Raw genomic sequence first — 17,941 nt, 5'->3', positions numbered from 1 at the left:
CGGCCGACCGCACGGCTTCACGATTTCCTTTCTGAGTTCCCTTATTCTTCTGTCGCTCTATGTCCAGCACGACCGTCAACCCTCAACGCCCAACTGTTCAGCTTCCTGACGCGTTGCGTGATCTGATCGCAGCCATGCGCTCGCGGCTGAGGCGTTATTCGCTGATCTCCGGTACGCTGGCGATTTTGACAATCGGTGCAATCGCCTTCTGGCTGACGTCCGGCATCGACGCAGGCTGGTTTGCGTTGCAGCGCCTGGAATTGCCCGGCGGCCTAAGATGGCTGTTGCTTGTCCTGATGATTGCCGGCGGCTTGTGGTTGCTGGTTCAGCATCTGCTGCGTCCGCTACTTCGAAGAACTCGCGATGCCGAACTGGCGTTGTTACTGGAACGCCGCTTTCCGCAATTCCAGGATCGATTAATCACGGCGGTCGAAAATCGCAGCGGCTACCCCGACGATGGTCCGCTGGTCGGCAACATGCTGGATCGTACTGTGCAGCAAGCGGAATCCGTGGCGGCGAACGTTTCACCAGACGACGTCTTCAACTTCGCACCGCTGAAGAAGCGGTCGTGGATCGCCGGAGTGTTGGTGCTGTCGATTGCCGGCAGTGCGTTCGCTCGGCCGGGTTCGCTACAGCGATGGTGGAACGCCTTCGTACTGCAAAAGGAAACGTACCACCTTCGCACAACCGCGTTGGATTTTTCTGTGGTCGCTCAACCAGGCGACCGCCGCATGGCGTTCCGGGAAAACGAAAACAGACCGCTGTATCTGCATCCCCGTGGGGCGGATTTAGAACTTGAGATGACGGTACCGGACGGTAATTCGGAAACCGGCGATCCGTGGGTGGTGCCGGAACGAGTTCGCGTTGACGTAATCCGTTTTGATGGCAACCGCAGTCGAACCTATGTTTCGCCGACATCTGAACGTTCTTTTCGGTTCATTCTAACGCGACTTCAGGAAACGGTAGAAATTGAAGTGCTGGCAGGCGACTACCGAACGCCCGTGCCGTTGCGAATTGAAGCCGTGACGCCGCCGAGCATCAACGGGTTGGAAGCCGAGTGCATATATCCGGAGTACACCGGTTGGAATCAGCAGCGAGAGTCCCTGGTGCCAATCATGGGTAGCGAAGTCTCGCTACCGGTCGGCACGTCATTGAAGCTAACGGCAACCAGCAACAAGCCGCTGAAGTCGGCTCGCATTACGACGGATTTCTTCGAAGTAGTCGGCGACCGCGAATCAACTGAACTGATTCCGCGTCAGGGCTACTCCGTTATTGAAGCACCAACCTCACCATTGATCTCTGAAGATGGCCTGGCCATGACGGCAAGCTTTCGAGTTTCTCTTGCCGCCGCTGATTCTGATAGTGCACCGGATGAACAACGCGAAGGTGAACCTGTCACTGCGGACGGTTTTCAGCCGGTGCCGTCCAACACCTCGTTGCGGTTTCTGTTGCACGATGAGGATGACATCATTTCCACGTCGCCGGAATCACTTCGAATCCGTGGCATTCCCGACAAGCCGCCTGTGATTGCCACGCGAGTCACCGGAGTCGATAACGCGATTACTCGTCGAGCCATCGTGCCTGTGACCGGCATCATTCAGGATGACTACGGCCTGGAGACGGCTCGTTTTGAATACATCGTCGACGACGAAACCACATGGCGGACCAGCAGCTTCAAATCACCGGTCTCACGCGGCACAACCGAACATGAATTGGGAAGTGCGGCCGACGGAACGTTGGAACGCTTCAACGTGTCACTGCTGGATTTAACGGAAGGGCAAACGCTGGCACTGGGCGTGGTTGCCACGGACCAATGCAGCATTCCTGATCCAAACTCAACACGGGCCGAGCCGATCGTGTTTCGGATCGTCAGCAATGAAGAACTGCTGTCGCTGCTGTATACCCGGGAACTTAACCTGCGACGGCGTTTTGAGGACGTCATTCAACAACTACAACTGGTGCGTGAAGATCTGGAATTTCATAAGGACGTCGCGGTACGGGTCGAAGCGGCAGGCGACGCCGAGGCCAATTCTGAAGACCGCATCGGCCTCACCACAGCGGCCACTCGCAGCGGCAATAACCTGCGCCGGCAGAACAATGAAATGGAATCGATCGTGGAAGCGTTCGACGAAATTGGACAACAACTGGTCAATAACGCGATTCCGCCACAGCAATTGGCGCAGGACATGAAAACCGACATCATCGATCCTCTGCAGAAGATCACGAAGACATTGATGATGGATGCAGACCGTTCTGTGAGTCGTTTTCGAGTCGCCGTAACGTCCGGAAAACCAGCGTCGCAACTGGCTGATCAGTCAGTAAAAGACGTTTCAAACGTCATTGCTGAGTTGAAACTGATTCTGGAGAAAGTCCGCGACATGGCCGAATTCCACGAAATCTACCAGGAGGGGAAGTACATTTTGGAGGATCTGCTGAAAAACTGGGAGGAAACCAGGGAACTGCAGAAGAAGAGAGCTATCGAAAAGCTCCAACTGCTTGAATAATTGGACGTCTGGCAGATCTACGGATAAGGGAACTCACATGAAACGCTCAGATCACATGCGCCAACACCAATACAGGACGAGACTGTGGTCGCTGCTGGCCGCGATTGTGGTTACCACTGTCGGCCTTGTTGCAACGCCATCATTCGCGACCGCCCAAACTGCTGCCAACGACAAAGCCGAGACGCTGAAGGACGACGCGCTGGCGATCAGCGGTCGTTATGCACGATTTGAACGGCTGCTGTCGCAAATGGCGGATCTGATGGCGATCGAGGACCCAGAACGAGCCGAACTGTTGCGCCGTGCGATCAGCCAAAGTCGCGAACAGGCGATTCGCATCAACATTGATGCCATCGCCGGACTACTGGCCGATGACAGCCTCGGCGATGCCATCGACAGACAGCAAACGTCAGCCGACGCGATTCGGGAACTACTGAAGCTATTGCAAAGCGAAGACCGCCGCAGTGCCGTCGAACGCGAACGCGAACGACTGAATGCGGTCCTCAAAGACGTCAAGAATCTGGAAGCTCAACAGCGAGCCGCTCGAGCGACTGCGCAGAATTCAACCGGTCCGTCCAACGCTGCACCGCAGCAGCAGAAAGCGGCAAACGACGCGGACAAAATCCTGGAGGGCATCAAAGAGCACGACAAGTCGCAGGTGAACGAATCAGAAGAAGCTGGCGACGGCAAGCAATCAGATTCCAAAGACGGTGAGCCGAAGGATTCAAAGTCGAAGAATGGCGAGCCAGGGGATTCGTCGAAAGGCGACGAGAAGTCTTCCGACAGCGAACAGAGCGGTGAGAAATCAGAAGGCGGGATGCCTGAGGACAAGGGCGACGGCGACAACAAAGACCCGAAAGACGGCGAGAAGTCCGACGGTGAAAAGCAGGACGGCGAAAAGCAGGACGGCGACGAGCCCAAAGAGGCGGGAGACAAGTCCGATAGCGAGAACAGCGACGGTAAGAAAAGTGACGGTAAGTCTTCGGAGAAGTCGGAGAACGAGTCTTCACCGAACGGCCAGCCTCAGGAATCTGAGCGGTCAAAGAAGTCTCAACAGGGGCGGCAATCTCAGCAGCAACAGCAGCCTTCGCAGGACCAGAACAAGCAGGACAACGATGAGCAGCAAGCAGAATCAACACCCGGTCGCGTGCAGATCGAGCAGGCTCGGCAGATGATGCAGGAAGCTTTGGAAGAGTTAAAAAAGCAGAACCGTGAAGGCGCTGTCGACAAACAGGACGATGCGATTGCCAAGTTGCAGGACGCGGTCAAAAAACTGGAAGAACTGCTGCGGCAGTTGCGAGAAGAAGAAAAGGAAATGATTCTGGCAGCGTTGGAAGCTCGTTTTCAGCGTCTGCTCATTCTGCAAACTCAAATTCACGAAACCACCGTCGACCTCGCCGCGACACCGCGTAAAGAATGGCTGGACACGGCCGTCAGCCAGTGCCGTGAACTGGCTCAACAACAGGTCGACCTGACTCAGGATTGCAGTCAGGTCACCGGGTTACTGCGGGAAGACGGGACATCTGTGTCCATTATTGTCGCGGTCGAAGACATCGAAACCGACATGGGCAGCATCGCGAATCGTCTGCAGGAAACGAAAGTCGGTTCCCTGACGCAGTCCATGCAAACCGATGTGCTGGAAGCGCTGAAGGAACTGATTGAAGCCACGCAGCGGGAAATGGAAGACATGAAGTCGGAAGACCGCAAGCAGCAGCAACAACAGCAACAGACCAGTCAGGAAAAACCGCCACTGGTCGAACTGATGGCCGAAATTCGCGTGCTGCGTTCACTGCAGTTACGAGTCAACCGGCGAACGAAGCAGATTCACGAACTGTCGCTGGAAAACGACACGACCGAAGCGGAAGACCTGCAGGAGCAACTCGCTGAGTTGGCTCGTCGACAGGATCGGCTGCGTGAATCGGCGGGCGAGTTGTCCGAACAGATGGAGCAAAAACGATGAGAACGGCATTCAACACATTGGCGTTGATCACAGCCATCTGCCTGACAGATTCAAAATCTTTAACAGCCCAGGACGCCGAGCAACCGACGCCTGCGACGGAAGATGTGGCCACAGATAAAAATGATGCGCCCCAAAAGGTTGAAGGCGTCACTTTTTCCGGATTGCCGGTCGAACAAATTCGCACGGCCTTATCAGAATGGCTGGCTGCGGCCGGCGTTGAGGAAGACGTTGTTCAGCAAGTCACTCGGCAGTGGTCCGATGAGCAGTCTCTTGCTGGTTCATCGCGTGAAGAATTGCTTGACCAGCTTGTGATGACGTTCGCAAAAGTCGATCCGGCAACACGGCGATTGGTGCAGGACAGCTACGGACCGGGACCGCTGCAAAGTGTGATCCTCGACGGCATCCGGGAGGCGCCGATCTATCGAAATCAAGTAAAGCAGTTTCAGGCTCGCTGGCTGGTGCAGCATCGCTATTACGACGAAGCACTGCCGCTGCTAACGGAACTCACACCAGACGATCAGGTTGATCCGGCGGGCCTGCTTTTCTACCGCGCCATCTGCCAGGCTGAACTACTGAATCGTCGCGAAGCGTTGGACAGTATTTCGCTGTTGCTGAACAATACGCTCGACGTGCCGGACCGGTTTCGAGTCGTCGCGGAAATGTTGCAGAAGCAACTTTCCGGCCAAAAAGACGAGGGCATGGACAAAGTCGCCCAGTTGATGAAAGACGTCGAACGCCGCCTCGACCTCGGTCGGCCCGGCGAAAAAACTCAGGAGCAGGAAGACGCGGTCATCGCTGCCTTTGACAAGCTACTGGAAGAACTCGATCAACAAAAACAACAGCAACAACAAAATGGCGGAGGCGGTGGTGGCTCTCAGAACAACCAGTCAGGCGCTCAGGGAGCGAACGCGAGCCGCATCAAGGGTTCAACGGCCGATGGCGAAGCCGATCGAAAGGAACTGACTGAGGAAGGCAAGTGGGGCATGGTCGACAAAAAGGCCGAAGCGAAGGCTCGCGAGCTGATTCGCAGCAAGTTCCCGCCGAACTTCCTGGACCAAATTGGCCGTTACACGAAAAAACTGGCAGAACAAAAGAAGTAGAAAAGGACCAACGGAGTATGTCAGTTTTGACCGCGATTAAGTTACTCATAGCCTCACTGGCCCTGGCCGATGTGCGAGTTTCTACGCTGGACGAGAAAACGATCACGGGACCTCTGGTAAGCATCGACGGTACGCAGGTTGTTGTGAAAAGTGATGCGGAGAACGATTCGTCGGTCGCTTTGGCCGACGTAATGGAAGTCAGTTTTGCCGCCGTCAACGATGAGCAGCAACCGGCTGCAGACGTTGAGCAACTTATCCAGTTGGTTGACGGGTCGACTGTCCAATCGGACAGCATCGAAGCGACCGCAGACGCTGTCACCGCAACGGCATTGGGTGAACAGCAACTCAAGCTACCGCGTGCGACGGTGCGAGCCGTTCGGTTGCAGAAGCTTGACGACGACTGGACGCCGCAGTGGGACGCATTCCTGCAGCGAAAGAACAACAAGGATCTACTGATTGTCGCCAAACGCGATGGCAGCGGACTCGATTTTCTGGCCGGAGTGGTCAGTTCCATCGGCGCAGAAGAAGTCCGTTTTCTGCTGGACGGCGACGAGATCCCTGTCCCGCGAGCACGCGTGTTTGGCATTGTCTTCGCCGAGAAGGACCGCAAAGAATCCGGACTGTCGGGCAACGTCTCCGTGAAACTGCGGAACGGTTCTGTACTGGTCGCTCGCACAGTTTCGCTGGACAACGATCAACTAACTGCGGAATCTTCCTGGGGGCAGATGCTGAAGCTTCCCGTGAACGGTGTTGAGGCGATTGATTTCAGCAGCGGACGAATTCACTTTCTTTCAGATCTGGAACCGCTGTCCGAACAGTACTTCGGTCTGGATCCGCCCGGACGCGAATGGGGACCGCTTTTTCAAGCAGACAGCGACACTCGTACCGGCCTTTCGCGACAGTGGAAGATGTCGCGCGATGCGTTTCCGAACAGCGGCCGACCGCCGATTACTCTACGCGGCAAAAAGTACCGCAAAGGAGTGTGCATCTTTCCCAGTGCCAAAGTGGAATACGCTTTGGACGGTCGCTATTCCAGTTTGCAGGCCGTCGTGGGTGTCGACGATGAAGTGGCATTCAACCAGTTGCCCGGCAAGCCACCGACGGTGGTGGAACTGCGAGTGGAATCAGACGGAGAAGAAGTCTACAAAAAACTAGTGACCGCGCCGGAAGACCCTGTTGAGCTAAAGTTGAACCTGAAGGGTGTCACTACGCTGGCGATCATTGTGGACTTTGGCGACGGATCAAGCACCTGCGATTACCTTGACATCGCTAACGCCCGACTGTTTGTCGACACCTCGGCTGAATGAACATCATGAGACTTCACAAACAATCCAGGGCTAACCGCGGCATTTACAATTCGCGCAGGCCAAACCTGCAGTCGACCATCGCCGGCCATTGTCCGAATGTTGACGACAACAAGTGGTCGCTGTGCCGAGCGCTGGTAACCGGCCTTCTTGTGCTGCTCGTATTCAACAGCACTCCGCACGCGGCCCACGCCGATGAAAGCAGCATCGTTAATCGCCAGCAGCGGCGTATCGAAGTCATCGAACGAATTTCGCCGTCGGTGGTGTGCGTGATGCCTCCGGGCGGGCAGGGCGGTGGCTCAGGTGTGCTGATTTCTGCCGACGGCTACGCGATCAGCAACTATCATGTGACGTCCGGTTCCGGCGACTTCATGAAGTGCGGTCTGAATGACGGCAAGGTCTACGACGCAGTTATTGTCGGCATCGATCCCACCGGGGACGTCGCGCTGATTAAATTGCTGGGGCGAGACGACTTTCCCTTCTGCACGCCGGGCGACAGCGACCTGGTAAAAACGGGCGACGAAGTTGTGGCCCTGGGGAATCCGTTTCTGCTGGCATCCGATTTCACGCCGACGGTCACATACGGCATCGTCAGCGGAGTACGCCGCTACCAGTATCCGGCCGGAACGATTCTGGAATATACCGACTGCATACAGATTGACGCGTCTATCAATCCCGGCAATTCCGGTGGCCCGTTGTTTGACATCGACGGCAAGTGGATCGGAACCAATGGGCGAGCGTCGTTCGAAAAGCGAGGCCGCATCAACACGGGAGCCGCGTACGCGATTTCGGTCCGCCAGATTCTGCTGTTTATCGAACACCTGAAAAGCGGCCGCATCGTGGATCATGGGCGAGTCGAATTTACAGTTCGAACGTCCCCCGAGGGTGTGGTGGAAGTCGATGAAGTGTCTCAGCTGTCCGATGCATGGCGGCGTGGAATGCGTTCAGGAGACGAATTGCTTTCGTTTGGTGACCGAGCTCTTCGCAGTGCCAACGACTTCAAGAACATACTCGGCATTTTCCCGGACAGCGTTCGCGTTCCAATTTCTTACCGTAACTCGGACGGCGTGCAGACGGCTACGGTACGACTGCTGCCACTGCACGGCTTCGACAAGGCACCAAAGCTTCCGGAAGAAAGACGTCCCGAACCAGACCCTAAAAAAGGCGAACCTGACGACCATCCGGACGACCACGAAGGGGCTCACGACGCCCCGGATGAGCCCAAAGTCCCGGAACAGTACGCTCACCTGTTCCAACAGAAGGACGGTTTCGCGAACTACTACTTCAATCAACAGCATCAAGACCGCTTGATCGGATCCCTTGAGAAAAGTCTGGCGGGCAATTCGACGCGAGCCGATCGAACGTGGGAACTATCCGTTGCCACAACGATTGACGGCCAGAAACGAACCGGTCAGCTTGGCGTCGGACCGCAAGCGGCGTGGCTCGAACTGTCCGGACTGCGTTCAGCCCTGCAGCCACGATCCGAATATACCGAACAAAACGAACCTCAGCTGTTTCGTGGCTTGCTGGCCGCAACGCTGCAGTGGCATCGGCTGTTTCAGGATCGAAAGGCCTTTTCCGAAATCACGTACATCGGTTCTGAACACTTGCTACCGTCAGGCCGAATCGTGCGGACATTGACGACTCAGGACGGCACCATTCAATCCCGCTGGTACTTCCAGGAAGGCAGCCCACTGCCGATCGGCGCCGACGTGCAGATGAGCGTCGGTGTGGACGAAGCTCGACTACGGTTTGAGCAGTGGAAGATGGACGGTCCCGTTCCTTTCCCCGCCCGCGTGGGAATCGTTGATAACGACACGGAAACCGTTCGCTGGCTGGATGTGGATTCGCTGAAGGTCGGCGGAACTCAGGATAACAAGTCGGCCAGCGTGGAAGTGAAAACTGAGGTGGCATCATGAATATTGTTCGCTGCCTGACACTGCTGCTTGCTTGCATCCTTGCGAAACCGGCGGCCGCGATACCGCCTTCGCTGCACGAAGTTGTGGAAACCAAACGCAACGTCGTGGTCAAACTTTTTGGCGCGGGTGTGGGGACGCTTGATTCCTACGGATCGGGAGTTCTGATTTCGGAAGAAGGCCATGTGGCGACGGTCTGGAATCACCTGGTGAACGTCGGTTTTCTGACGGCCGTCCTGCACGACGGGCGCCGCTACACCGTCGATGTTGTCGGCACCAGTCTCGAACACGATCTGGCCGTGTTGAAACTGAATTCGGATGATGACGAAGTGTTTCCGTTTCTGGATTGGCGTACATCAGGCAAAGCGGCGCCCGGCAACGCGGTGTTGTCGTTCAGCAATATCTACCGTGTTGCCACCGGCAACGAACCCGTCTCTGTGGTGCATGGCGTCGTTGCCGCCGAAACCGTTCTGGATGCCGGGCTGGGACGTTGGGAATTTCCGGTGAAGGCGCCGGTCTACATTATCGACGCGATCACCAACAATTCCGGATCAGCCGGTGGGCTGCTGGCCGCGGCCGATGGAACGACTCTGGGATTGATGGGCCGTGAAATTCGCCATCGCGACACCGATATGTGGGTCAACTACGCGGTGCCGTGGAGTATCCTGAAATCGCCCATCAGCACAATATTGGAAGGCCGCACTGTGCGGACCACGTCGTCTGGCGAAGAAGATCGCAAGCTGATTTCAGACCGGCGACTCACCTCCGAATTCGGGTTCACTCTGCTGCCCCACGTTCTGGACAAGACGCCCGCGTACATCGATCGCGTTGTCCCGGATTCTGTTGCTGCGACGGCAAAACTGCGTCGAGGTGACCTGGTGCTGATGGTGGACGAAACAGTCATTCAGTCTGCCAACGATCTGCGAGCCGCTTTAGCGACATACCGTAAGGGGCAGCGAGTCAGCCTGACGGTCAATCGCGATGCTGCTTTGCAGGTGCTGCAGCTTCGCGTGCCCTGACATTTGCAATTCCCACCTACTTCCAGCGGCTCCCAATGAAGAACATAACCGTTTTCGCGATCTGTATTCTCGCATTGCTGCCGGCCAATGCGAATTCCGCGCCACCTCGCTTACTCTCTGATGGTTCTGCAGCCTCAGTCGATGTCGATGCCGACAGACTCGCAACGGCGGCCGCAGTTGTTAAACGAGCCGTCCAGCGCGACGAACTTCGCGGAGCTGTGGTGCTTGTGGCTCGACGCGGAAAAATCGTGCTTCACGAAGCCTACGGCTGGCGCGATGCCGAATCAAAACATCCCATGCAGAAGGATTCTTTGTTCCGCATGGCCAGCAACAGTAAGGCAGTGACGGCTGCCGGAGTCTTGCTGCTGGTGCAGGATGGAACGTTGAAACTGGACGATCCGGTTTACAAACACATCCCGGAATTCGACACCGACAAAGGTCGCTTAATCACGATCCGTCAAATGCTGACTCACACCAGCGGCATGCGAATCAAATCGTTATTTCTGTCGCCATTAATGAAGCCGTCGGACGATAATCCAACCGCTCCGAACCTGCTGCAGGAAGTCGGTCGGTTTGGCAGCATCGGTGCCGAAGTGCCTCCGGGCACAAGCTACTCCTACAACAATGCGGCGTACAACACTCTGGCTGGCATCATTGAAAAGTACACCGGATCGTACAAGCAATTCCTGAGCGATCGAATTTACGAACGGTTGGGGATGACCGACAGCTGCAATCACGAATCCGATGCGGATCGCGAGCGCATGTCGACCGTCTTTCGTCGGCAGGACGACGGCAAATGGCAGGTCCGGTGGAAACCCGATGATGCCCCTGACTTTCCGTTCCCACGAGGTTCTGGTGGCATGGTTTCCACCGCTCGTGACTATGCCGTGTTCTGTCAGATGATGCTGAACGGTGGACTCTACGACGGCAAGAGGATTCTTAAGTCGGAATACGTTGACGCCGCCGTCAATCCGCAGACGGAATTCATCCCAGCCGCGGCCAATTACGGACTTGGCTGGAAGACCAACGCCGACGACAACACGTTTTCTCATTCCGGCTCGGACGGCACATGGGTCTGGGTCGATCCTCAACGAGAAATCATCGGCATGGTGCTAACCCAAACCCAGCGCAGCACAAATCCGCGTAAGGTGTTTCGGGAACTGGTCAACCGTGCGTGTCTGGACTTCAAATCAACACCGGACGCAGAAACTAAAACGGCCGCCCGCAGCAAGTTGCCGCCAGAAGGATTCTACAAGGATCTGTTCATGAGCAGCGGCGTCAAATTAACGAATCGCACAACTCTGCACGCCGCAGACTCGCTGGGCCTCACCTACGAATACTACTCCGGAACAAACAAGGCTCGACAGAACGACCTGATTGTTGGGACCGAAGACGATGCCAACGGCGTGTTGCTGTACCCCGACGGCGCGCCGCGTTTCCGCATGATCTACGTCAATGGCGGAGCCGCCACGAGCCATGGTAAGTCGATCACAAAGGCCGGGCGGATCAACCTGCGGACTTTCAACTCAAACGGAGGGGCCTATTGCGGCTCGTGTGCTGGTTCATTTCTTAGCGGTCGCAATGTCGACAACACAACGCCGCGGCGACTGGGCTACCTGCACATTTTCCCCTTCAACACGTTGAACACGGGCCTAAAGAAGGTTCGTCTCGATCATCACATTCCGTCAGATTCACCGTTGCTGACCTATCGATCATTCGGTGACGACAGCGTGATCGAACACATCTATCACAACAACGGAAACTGGCTGAAGACCGGCGAAGGTGACCACGTTGCGTCCACAGAAGTGCTGGCAACATACATCAATCCTGATCACAAAACGGACGGCGGAACGGCGATCTGGGCTTACAGAAAGAACGACCACACCGGGCGTGTCGTCAACATTGGATCGCACCCGGAAGGAATCGCCAGCGGCGAGCCACTGGCACTTACTGAAGCTTGTTTTCTGTACACGCTCGATGGAGTCGGCGCGCCGTCAGTTAAAAGCGAACTTCAACCTGGCCAGACGCGTCATATGAAAGCGTCGTCGGCAGACGGGACTCCGGAATTCGCGGCAATCGGCGACGGGCAGTATCATCATTTCACGTTCAACGTCGAACCCGGCGTAACCGATGTACAAATCGAAGTGCATTCAGATTCCCGCGCCGATTTAAACATTTACCTGCATCCGAAATCACCAGCCTTCCGCAGCAACAGCCGAGTCAAAAACACGTCACCGGGGGCCAGTAAGCAACTGCGTCATAACCTGAAGCCAGGGCGGTGGTATGTCAGTGTCGAATGTGCAACACGAGTCGATGCCGTCGAGGACCTGGATTCCGGCTTTTACCGTTACACCGACCGTCGGCACCTGCTGAACGGCGTGCCTTATTCCATTTCGACGACAGCCCGGAAGTCTGCAAATGCGCCCACGGAGTCATTGCCGCCGGACCACTCTTCGTGAAGACCATCGAAATCGATGTCTGTCCACTTTCCTGCACGACCGAGGGTGGTAGCTGAACACATGGGAATGGGCCGGTCGTTCATTCCGACGATCGAGTCAGCAGTTTCGGAAGGGGTTTATCACCCGGAGAATTCTGCGGCGGTGCAGCGTAATTGCGTTGGCCACTGCTGAGAGGCAGGACCGCGTTCAAAAGCGATGATTTTGCTCGGACCGAATCGAATTTCGGTTACTGTCCTCAAATCTTAGCCGCCAACGCACAGCGGTTCTGTTCAGTATTCCCATAGCCCGCAAAAAATGCGACGCTGTAGCACGATTGCAGTTTAGCTCGGCGATGCATTTCGCCTCCCTCCCGTATGAAACAGAATCCCTTTCGACCGCCGGAATCCCAGTGGCTGAGAAACATGGTGGAACTGTCCGTCCTGTTTATCATGGCGGTCATTGTCCTGCGCGGGTTTCTGCTGGAAGGGTACCTGATCTCCACCGGATCGATGGCTCCGGGGTTGCGAGGTCTGCATAAGCATGTGGCGTGCCCTTCCTGCGGCGTTGAATTTGCCTTTGGTGTGACCTTTGACGAATCGGTTAATGGGCAGGCAAACTCAGGCGACGAACCAAGTTATTCGCAGACTCACGCCGTCTGCCCCAACTGCGGGCAGGTTGATATCGACGTCGCGAACGTGCCAGTCAGCCATGGCGATCAGTTGCTGGTTCACAAAAACGTGTTCGACTTTCGACGTCCACGACGCTGGGAGTGCGTCGTGTTTCGCAACCCTGCCAGCCCGGGCGAAGCGTATGTGAAACGCATCGTCGGCCTTCCCGGTGAAACTCTGCAGGACATTGACGGCGACCTCTTTATTGAAGGCACCATTGCTCGGAAAGATTTTGAAACTCAGCTTGATATTCGCATCCCGGTTTTCGACCTCGCCAAACCGGCCAAATCTGACGAATGGCAAATGCCGTGGCAGGTGAAAGGGCCATGGGCGATGGAAAACGGACGGCTGATCGGGCGCAGCGATGGCGTAAAACCTTCCGAAGTTGACGGCGAAACGAAAGCCATCTCCGGCGACACGTCTGACTGGCTGCAACTTCGCCATTGGCGCTGGACCGGGGGAACTCAGTTTGTAGAGGTGCCTCTGCAAAGCGACGAAGCGGCGGCGGATTGGGAACGCTGTCTGATTCAGATGCAGAAAGGCCCGGCCACATGGATGACTCGCATTCAGTTCGATCGCGATAATCGTGTGCTGCGGCTGCAGGGCGTGATGCCCTGGCAGTTGCAGCAAAATCTGGTGTCGTGGGCCGAAACGGAAGAATTTCGATCCGCCGTGTTTCGCCTGGGAGCTCTTTCGCACCTGACGCCGGTGACGGATGAATACGGATACAATTCGTCCGTTGCGTCGCCCGAATTTCCCGTGAATGACCTGATGGTGGATGCCAAACTCAACTGGACGGACGCTCCGGAATGCGTGTCTGTGCGGATTCCGATCGATCACCATCTGTTCCGAGTCGATCTGCTGTTGCGAGCAGGCAAACTGGAACTGGTGTCTGAAGACACCGGGCAGACGGTTCGGTCAGCAGAACTAAAAACGCCGGAACGCACGGAAGGGCAGATGTCGACGCTAAACGTAATCGTGTCCAATTTCGATCATCGGATCATCGTCGCAATCGACGGCATTCCGGCTTTCACGGAACTCGACATTCCGTTGACAGCAACCATCAACAATCCTGCCGTAACGGACGCCTCATTTCGCTCGCCAAACGATCAGGCAGCGGAAACCGCTCGGATCGTCCATCAGCAGAGTCGTTTGGGACTAGGTCTGCGCGGCGGGTCTGTGTTGGTGTCGGAACTTCGGTTGTACCGAGACGTTTATTACACGCCGGGACGCCGGAAAAATGGCGTCGAACGGCCGTATGTTCTGGGAAAAGACTGCTATTTCATGCAGGGGGACAACAGCCCGGTTTCCTCAGACAGCCGAAACTGGGAAGATCCGTGCGTTCCGCATAGACTTCTGGTCGGCAAGCCTTTTGTCGTTCATCTGCCTTCCCGGCCCGGCCGCCTGTCGTTTGCCGGTTTTGAACTGCCAATCCGTATACCGGATTTTGAACGAATTCGCTACATTCACTGACAGCGGCGGTTATTCGGACAAGCTGCCAAAATTGGCGGTAGAATGCTGCTGCCAAAGAAAATGCCAGGGATTTCATGCGGGAAGCGAATCCCCCTTGGCTTCGATAACGCACTCACGAACTCATTTCGGCATCACGATGTCTGCAAAGAAACCATCAGCTCCCGCCACCAATCCGGACAAAACCGGTACGGACACCTCATCGTCGAAATCGCCTGAGAAGAAGAAATCGACCACTGCGACGGCCGCCGGAACGGGACAACGAAAAAAAAACGCGAAGCGTCGTCAGGGCGATGGTATGCGGGAAACCGTCGAATCCATTGCCATCGCGTTTGTGCTGGCGTTTATGTTTAAAACGTTTCAGGCCGAAGCCTACGTGATTCCTACCGGATCGATGGCTCCGACGCTGTATGGCCGCCACAAAGACGTGACTTGCAGCGAATGCGGGTTCCATTTTGCTTTGGGAGCCAGCACGGAACTGGACCAGGAATCCGGCAGACTCATGGGCCGAATTGAATACGCGGTCTGTTCAAACTGTGGCACACTGCAGGACGTGAAAGATGCTCCTGTGTTCAACGGCGACCGGATTTTGGTTAACAAACAAGTGCCGGGCTTCGACCGTTTTGATGTGGTCGTGTTTAAAAATCCCGAACAGGGGCATGTGAATTACATCAAGCGACTGGTCGGTTTACCGAACGAGACGCTGCGAATTCGCAAAGGTGATTTGTGGGTCAAAAAGGCTGACGATGACGTCTACAGCATTCAACGGAAGCCACCGTCTGTGCAGAAAGACATTCAGCTGACGGTGTACGACGACCACCATCCGGCGCAGCGGTTAATTGCGGCTGGCTGGCCGGAACGCTGGGAACCGTCTGAACGATCAACCGAGAACGATGGGGCCGCCGGCTGGGTTCCGGGTGCCGCCGCGTGGACAACGGACCGAGACGCTCGCACATATTCGTGCAGCAGCGACGTGACTGACGATCAATGGTTGAGGTACCGTCACTTCATGCCTGTAAGCAGTCCGGTTGATGCATCGGGCTCGATATTACAGACACCGCCAACCATCCAGCCAATGTTGGTCGCTGACTTCTGCAGCTTCAACGCCGTCATGCCGATATCGCGGGAGAATATGCCACGTGATTCGGTTGCTTTTCAGGGAGCTCCATTTTGGGTTGGTGACCTGACAATCAATGCAACTGTCGAAGTCACCGAAGCAAACGATCAAGCCGCCATGGTGTTTGAGTTAGTCGAAGGACCAAGCACCTTTCAATGTCGCATCGACCTGACAACAGGCACGGCCGAATTGACTGATCAGTCAACTGCGGATCCAGCTGTCATCACAACAATGGCAACGGCTGAGACGCAGCTGCAGGGAACCGGCGAATGGGACGTTACGTTCGCAAACGTCGACGATCGCCTGTGCCTGTGGGTTGATGGGGCACTGATCAACTTCGACAACAGCACAGAATACGATGGTTCTGAGATTCCACAGCCGACCCAGAAAGACCTGGCCCCCTGTGGGATTGCCTTCACAAATGCTGCCGCAACAGTATCCAACCTGGTGCTTGAACGGGACATTTACTACCGCAACGACATCATGCAGTTCGACCAGACGAACGAAGACGGCAGCTTTGGCACAGACGTTCAACCGCACAACGAAGTCAGGCAGAAGGACGGCCTGCAGGCCATGCTGCACGATCCCGAAGCCTGGGCGATTAAGTATCAGGAAGAATCGGCCGACCTTCTGGAAGGGTACGGGACGTACGGCGAATATCAGCTTGACGCCGATGAGTACCTGATGTTTGGCGACAATTCTTCGATGAGTAAAGACAGTCGGCTGTTTGACTATCTGTCACGACCGTTGAACGGCGTCTTCAGTCACCGTTACGCGGTTCGCGAACAGGATTTGATTGGCAGAGCGCTGTATATCTTCTGGCCTCACGGCATACCGTTTTTAAACGATGGCAAAGGTATCGCTGTGCGATACCACAAAGAACCGCCGAAGCAGCAAGGCTGGGCTCCCAGCAATCTGGACGCGGACGAATACCCATCTGTACGTGTACCGTTTTACCCAAACGTCGGTCGCATGAAGAAGATCCGGTAGCAGTCGGAGCATGACGTCGGACGGGCACAAAAAAGCATCGGAAAGGATTCTCTGATGGCGCTGTTGCAGTGTAAAGGACTGGTCAAAGACTATCCCGGCAAACGAGCTGTGGATGGAGTCGACTTTAACGTCAACAAGGGAGAAATTGTGGGCCTGCTGGGGCCCAATGGTGCCGGCAAAAGCACCACGTTTCGCATGGCCTGCGGCTTGGCGGCGCCGACAAAAGGGCGAGTCTTCCTGCGAGGGCAGGATGTGACTGACTGGCCGATGTATCAGCGAGCCAAGCAGGGACTCGGTTACCTGCCTCAGGATTCCAGCATTTTTGCCAAGCTGTCAGTAGAAGAAAACATTCTGGCCATTCTGGAATTTCTTAACGTCGGTCGGAAGGCATCGAAAGCGCGCATCGAACAGTTGCTTAGCGAATTCGGCCTGCTGGACAAACGAGCTCAACGATCCGGTTCGTTGTCGGGGGGAGAACGCCGCCGCCTGGAAATCGCTCGATCGCTGGCCAGCGACCCTCAGATCCTGCTACTGGATGAACCCTTCACAGGGATCGACCCGGTCACAATTCATAGCATTCAGGACATTATTCATGGCCTCAGAGACAAAGGCATTGCCATCCTGCTGACAGACCACCGCGAACGTGAAACGCTCACGATCACCGATCGCAGTTACATCATCTGTGCCGGGCAGGTGCTGGTGTCCGGCAGTGCAGAAACGGTATTAAACGACGAACGAGCGATCGAAAGCTACTTTGGCAGACGGTTCGATGCCGGCTCGATTATTGACGGCCGAGACACGTTCCGTAAGTCAGCTTAAAGCAATACACGTTTTGGTGTGGACGGTTCTGGCTCGTGGGAACCGGCCCACGCAGGACCAAAACCGATTTCCGCGGCCACAAGTCAGCGTGAAACGCTGTAGAACCAAACGAAAGACGTAACTGATGAGCTCCTCCTTCGGCGACGATGAAGCTGTCGATTCCATGACTTCGCGCGGTCGGGACTGGCCGTGTCTGCAGCAGTTTGTCGTGTTCCTCGAAAACAAAGTGGGATCGCTGCACGAATTGTTGAGGCGTGTTGAACACGATGATCTGAAGATCATGGCACTGACGATTCTCGATTCGGCCGACAGCGCTATTGCGCGTTTGATTACCAACAACTATGAACGCACACTGGAGACTCTTCAGCTTTCCGGCCTGGCCTTCTGCGAAACAGAAGTGATTGGCGTGATGCTGCCAGATCGTGAACAGCCTCATACAAGCGTGTGTGGTAGCTTGATGGCCGCCGAATTAAACGTTCACTATGTGTACCCGCTGATGTATCGCCGCAATGGCCGTGGAGCCGTGGCCGTCTATGTGGATAATGTGGACGAAGCGTTGCGAGTCCTGAAGGAACGTAAACACGAATTTGTGACCGAAGACGACTTGATGGAATACGACGATTTGTATGGGTAGCCATC

The 17,941-nt window shown here is 55.7% G+C and carries 11 protein-coding genes; all 11 read left to right on the top strand.

Annotated elements, in window-relative coordinates:
- The first annotated feature begins 59 nt into the window (after nt 1-59).
- The 11 genes from Fuma_RS32330 (at nt 60) to Fuma_RS32280 (ending at nt 17,936) form a co-directional block, all read left to right on the top strand.
- Nucleotides 60-2,504, top strand: a complete 2,445-nt coding sequence (locus tag Fuma_RS32330) for a hypothetical protein (RefSeq protein WP_077027749.1) — start codon at nt 60-62, stop codon at nt 2,502-2,504.
- Between the two features lie 37 nt (nt 2,505-2,541).
- Nucleotides 2,542-4,461 (top strand): hypothetical protein, encoded by a 1,920-nt coding sequence (locus Fuma_RS32325; protein ID WP_077027748.1) that lies wholly within the window; start codon nt 2,542-2,544, stop codon nt 4,459-4,461.
- Complete coding sequence (locus Fuma_RS32320) at nt 4,458-5,561, top strand: hypothetical protein (protein ID WP_077027747.1); 1,104 nt, start codon at nt 4,458-4,460, stop codon at nt 5,559-5,561. The genes Fuma_RS32325 and Fuma_RS32320 overlap by 4 nt, the downstream gene beginning before the upstream one ends.
- A gap of 17 nt (nt 5,562-5,578) precedes the next feature.
- A complete protein-coding gene (locus Fuma_RS32315) occupies nt 5,579-6,868 on the top strand; it encodes an NPCBM/NEW2 domain-containing protein (protein ID WP_077027746.1) in 1,290 nt (429 codons plus the stop codon).
- Nucleotides 6,869-6,873: 5 nt separating this feature from the next.
- Entirely contained in the window at nt 6,874-8,784 is a 1,911-nt protein-coding gene (locus Fuma_RS32310) for a S1C family serine protease (RefSeq protein ID WP_158521204.1), read from the top strand.
- Nucleotides 8,781-9,800, top strand: coding sequence for a S1C family serine protease (locus Fuma_RS32305; protein WP_077027745.1), 1,020 nt, complete (start codon nt 8,781-8,783; stop codon nt 9,798-9,800). Before Fuma_RS32310 ends, Fuma_RS32305 begins: the two co-directional genes overlap by 4 nt.
- A gap of 35 nt (nt 9,801-9,835) precedes the next feature.
- Nucleotides 9,836-12,259: a serine hydrolase gene (locus Fuma_RS32300; protein ID WP_077027744.1), complete on the top strand. Its 2,424-nt coding sequence runs from the start codon at nt 9,836-9,838 to the stop codon at nt 12,257-12,259.
- A 353-nt stretch (nt 12,260-12,612) separates the two neighbouring features.
- Nucleotides 12,613-14,379 (top strand): S26 family signal peptidase, encoded by a 1,767-nt coding sequence (locus Fuma_RS32295; RefSeq protein ID WP_083732479.1) that lies wholly within the window; start codon nt 12,613-12,615, stop codon nt 14,377-14,379.
- 136 nt (nt 14,380-14,515) lie between these two features.
- Nucleotides 14,516-16,483, top strand: a complete 1,968-nt coding sequence (locus Fuma_RS32290) for a S26 family signal peptidase (RefSeq protein WP_077027742.1) — start codon at nt 14,516-14,518, stop codon at nt 16,481-16,483.
- Between the two features lie 54 nt (nt 16,484-16,537).
- A complete protein-coding gene (lptB, locus tag Fuma_RS32285; protein WP_077027741.1) occupies nt 16,538-17,302 on the top strand; it encodes an LPS export ABC transporter ATP-binding protein in 765 nt (254 codons plus the stop codon).
- 124 nt (nt 17,303-17,426) lie between these two features.
- Nucleotides 17,427-17,936 (top strand): acetolactate synthase, encoded by a 510-nt coding sequence (locus Fuma_RS32280; RefSeq protein ID WP_077027740.1) that lies wholly within the window; start codon nt 17,427-17,429, stop codon nt 17,934-17,936.
- The last annotated feature ends 5 nt before the right edge of the window (nt 17,937-17,941 follow it).

The organism is Fuerstiella marisgermanici, from assembly GCF_001983935.1.
GTDB lineage: Bacteria > Planctomycetota > Planctomycetia > Planctomycetales > Planctomycetaceae > Fuerstiella > Fuerstiella marisgermanici.
The sequence above is the reverse complement of the archived record's forward strand: the minus strand, read 5'-3'. Positions and strand labels throughout refer to the sequence as shown.

Bases quoted from the DNA above. Each gene is read 5' to 3' on its own strand.
- Fuma_RS32330 (WP_077027749.1), top strand. From the start codon at position 60: ATGTCCAGCACGACCGTCAACCCTCAACGCCCAACTGTTCAGCTTCCT.
- Fuma_RS32325 (WP_077027748.1), top strand. From the start codon at position 2,542: ATGAAACGCTCAGATCACATGCGCCAACACCAATACAGGACGAGACTG.
- Fuma_RS32320 (WP_077027747.1), top strand. From the start codon at position 4,458: ATGAGAACGGCATTCAACACATTGGCGTTGATCACAGCCATCTGCCTG.
- Fuma_RS32315 (WP_077027746.1), top strand. From the start codon at position 5,579: ATGTCAGTTTTGACCGCGATTAAGTTACTCATAGCCTCACTGGCCCTG.
- Fuma_RS32310 (WP_158521204.1), top strand. From the start codon at position 6,874: ATGAGACTTCACAAACAATCCAGGGCTAACCGCGGCATTTACAATTCG.
- Fuma_RS32305 (WP_077027745.1), top strand. From the start codon at position 8,781: ATGAATATTGTTCGCTGCCTGACACTGCTGCTTGCTTGCATCCTTGCG.
- Fuma_RS32300 (WP_077027744.1), top strand. From the start codon at position 9,836: ATGAAGAACATAACCGTTTTCGCGATCTGTATTCTCGCATTGCTGCCG.
- Fuma_RS32295 (WP_083732479.1), top strand. From the start codon at position 12,613: ATGAAACAGAATCCCTTTCGACCGCCGGAATCCCAGTGGCTGAGAAAC.
- Fuma_RS32290 (WP_077027742.1), top strand. From the start codon at position 14,516: ATGTCTGCAAAGAAACCATCAGCTCCCGCCACCAATCCGGACAAAACC.
- lptB (WP_077027741.1), top strand. From the start codon at position 16,538: ATGGCGCTGTTGCAGTGTAAAGGACTGGTCAAAGACTATCCCGGCAAA.
- Fuma_RS32280 (WP_077027740.1), top strand. From the start codon at position 17,427: ATGAGCTCCTCCTTCGGCGACGATGAAGCTGTCGATTCCATGACTTCG.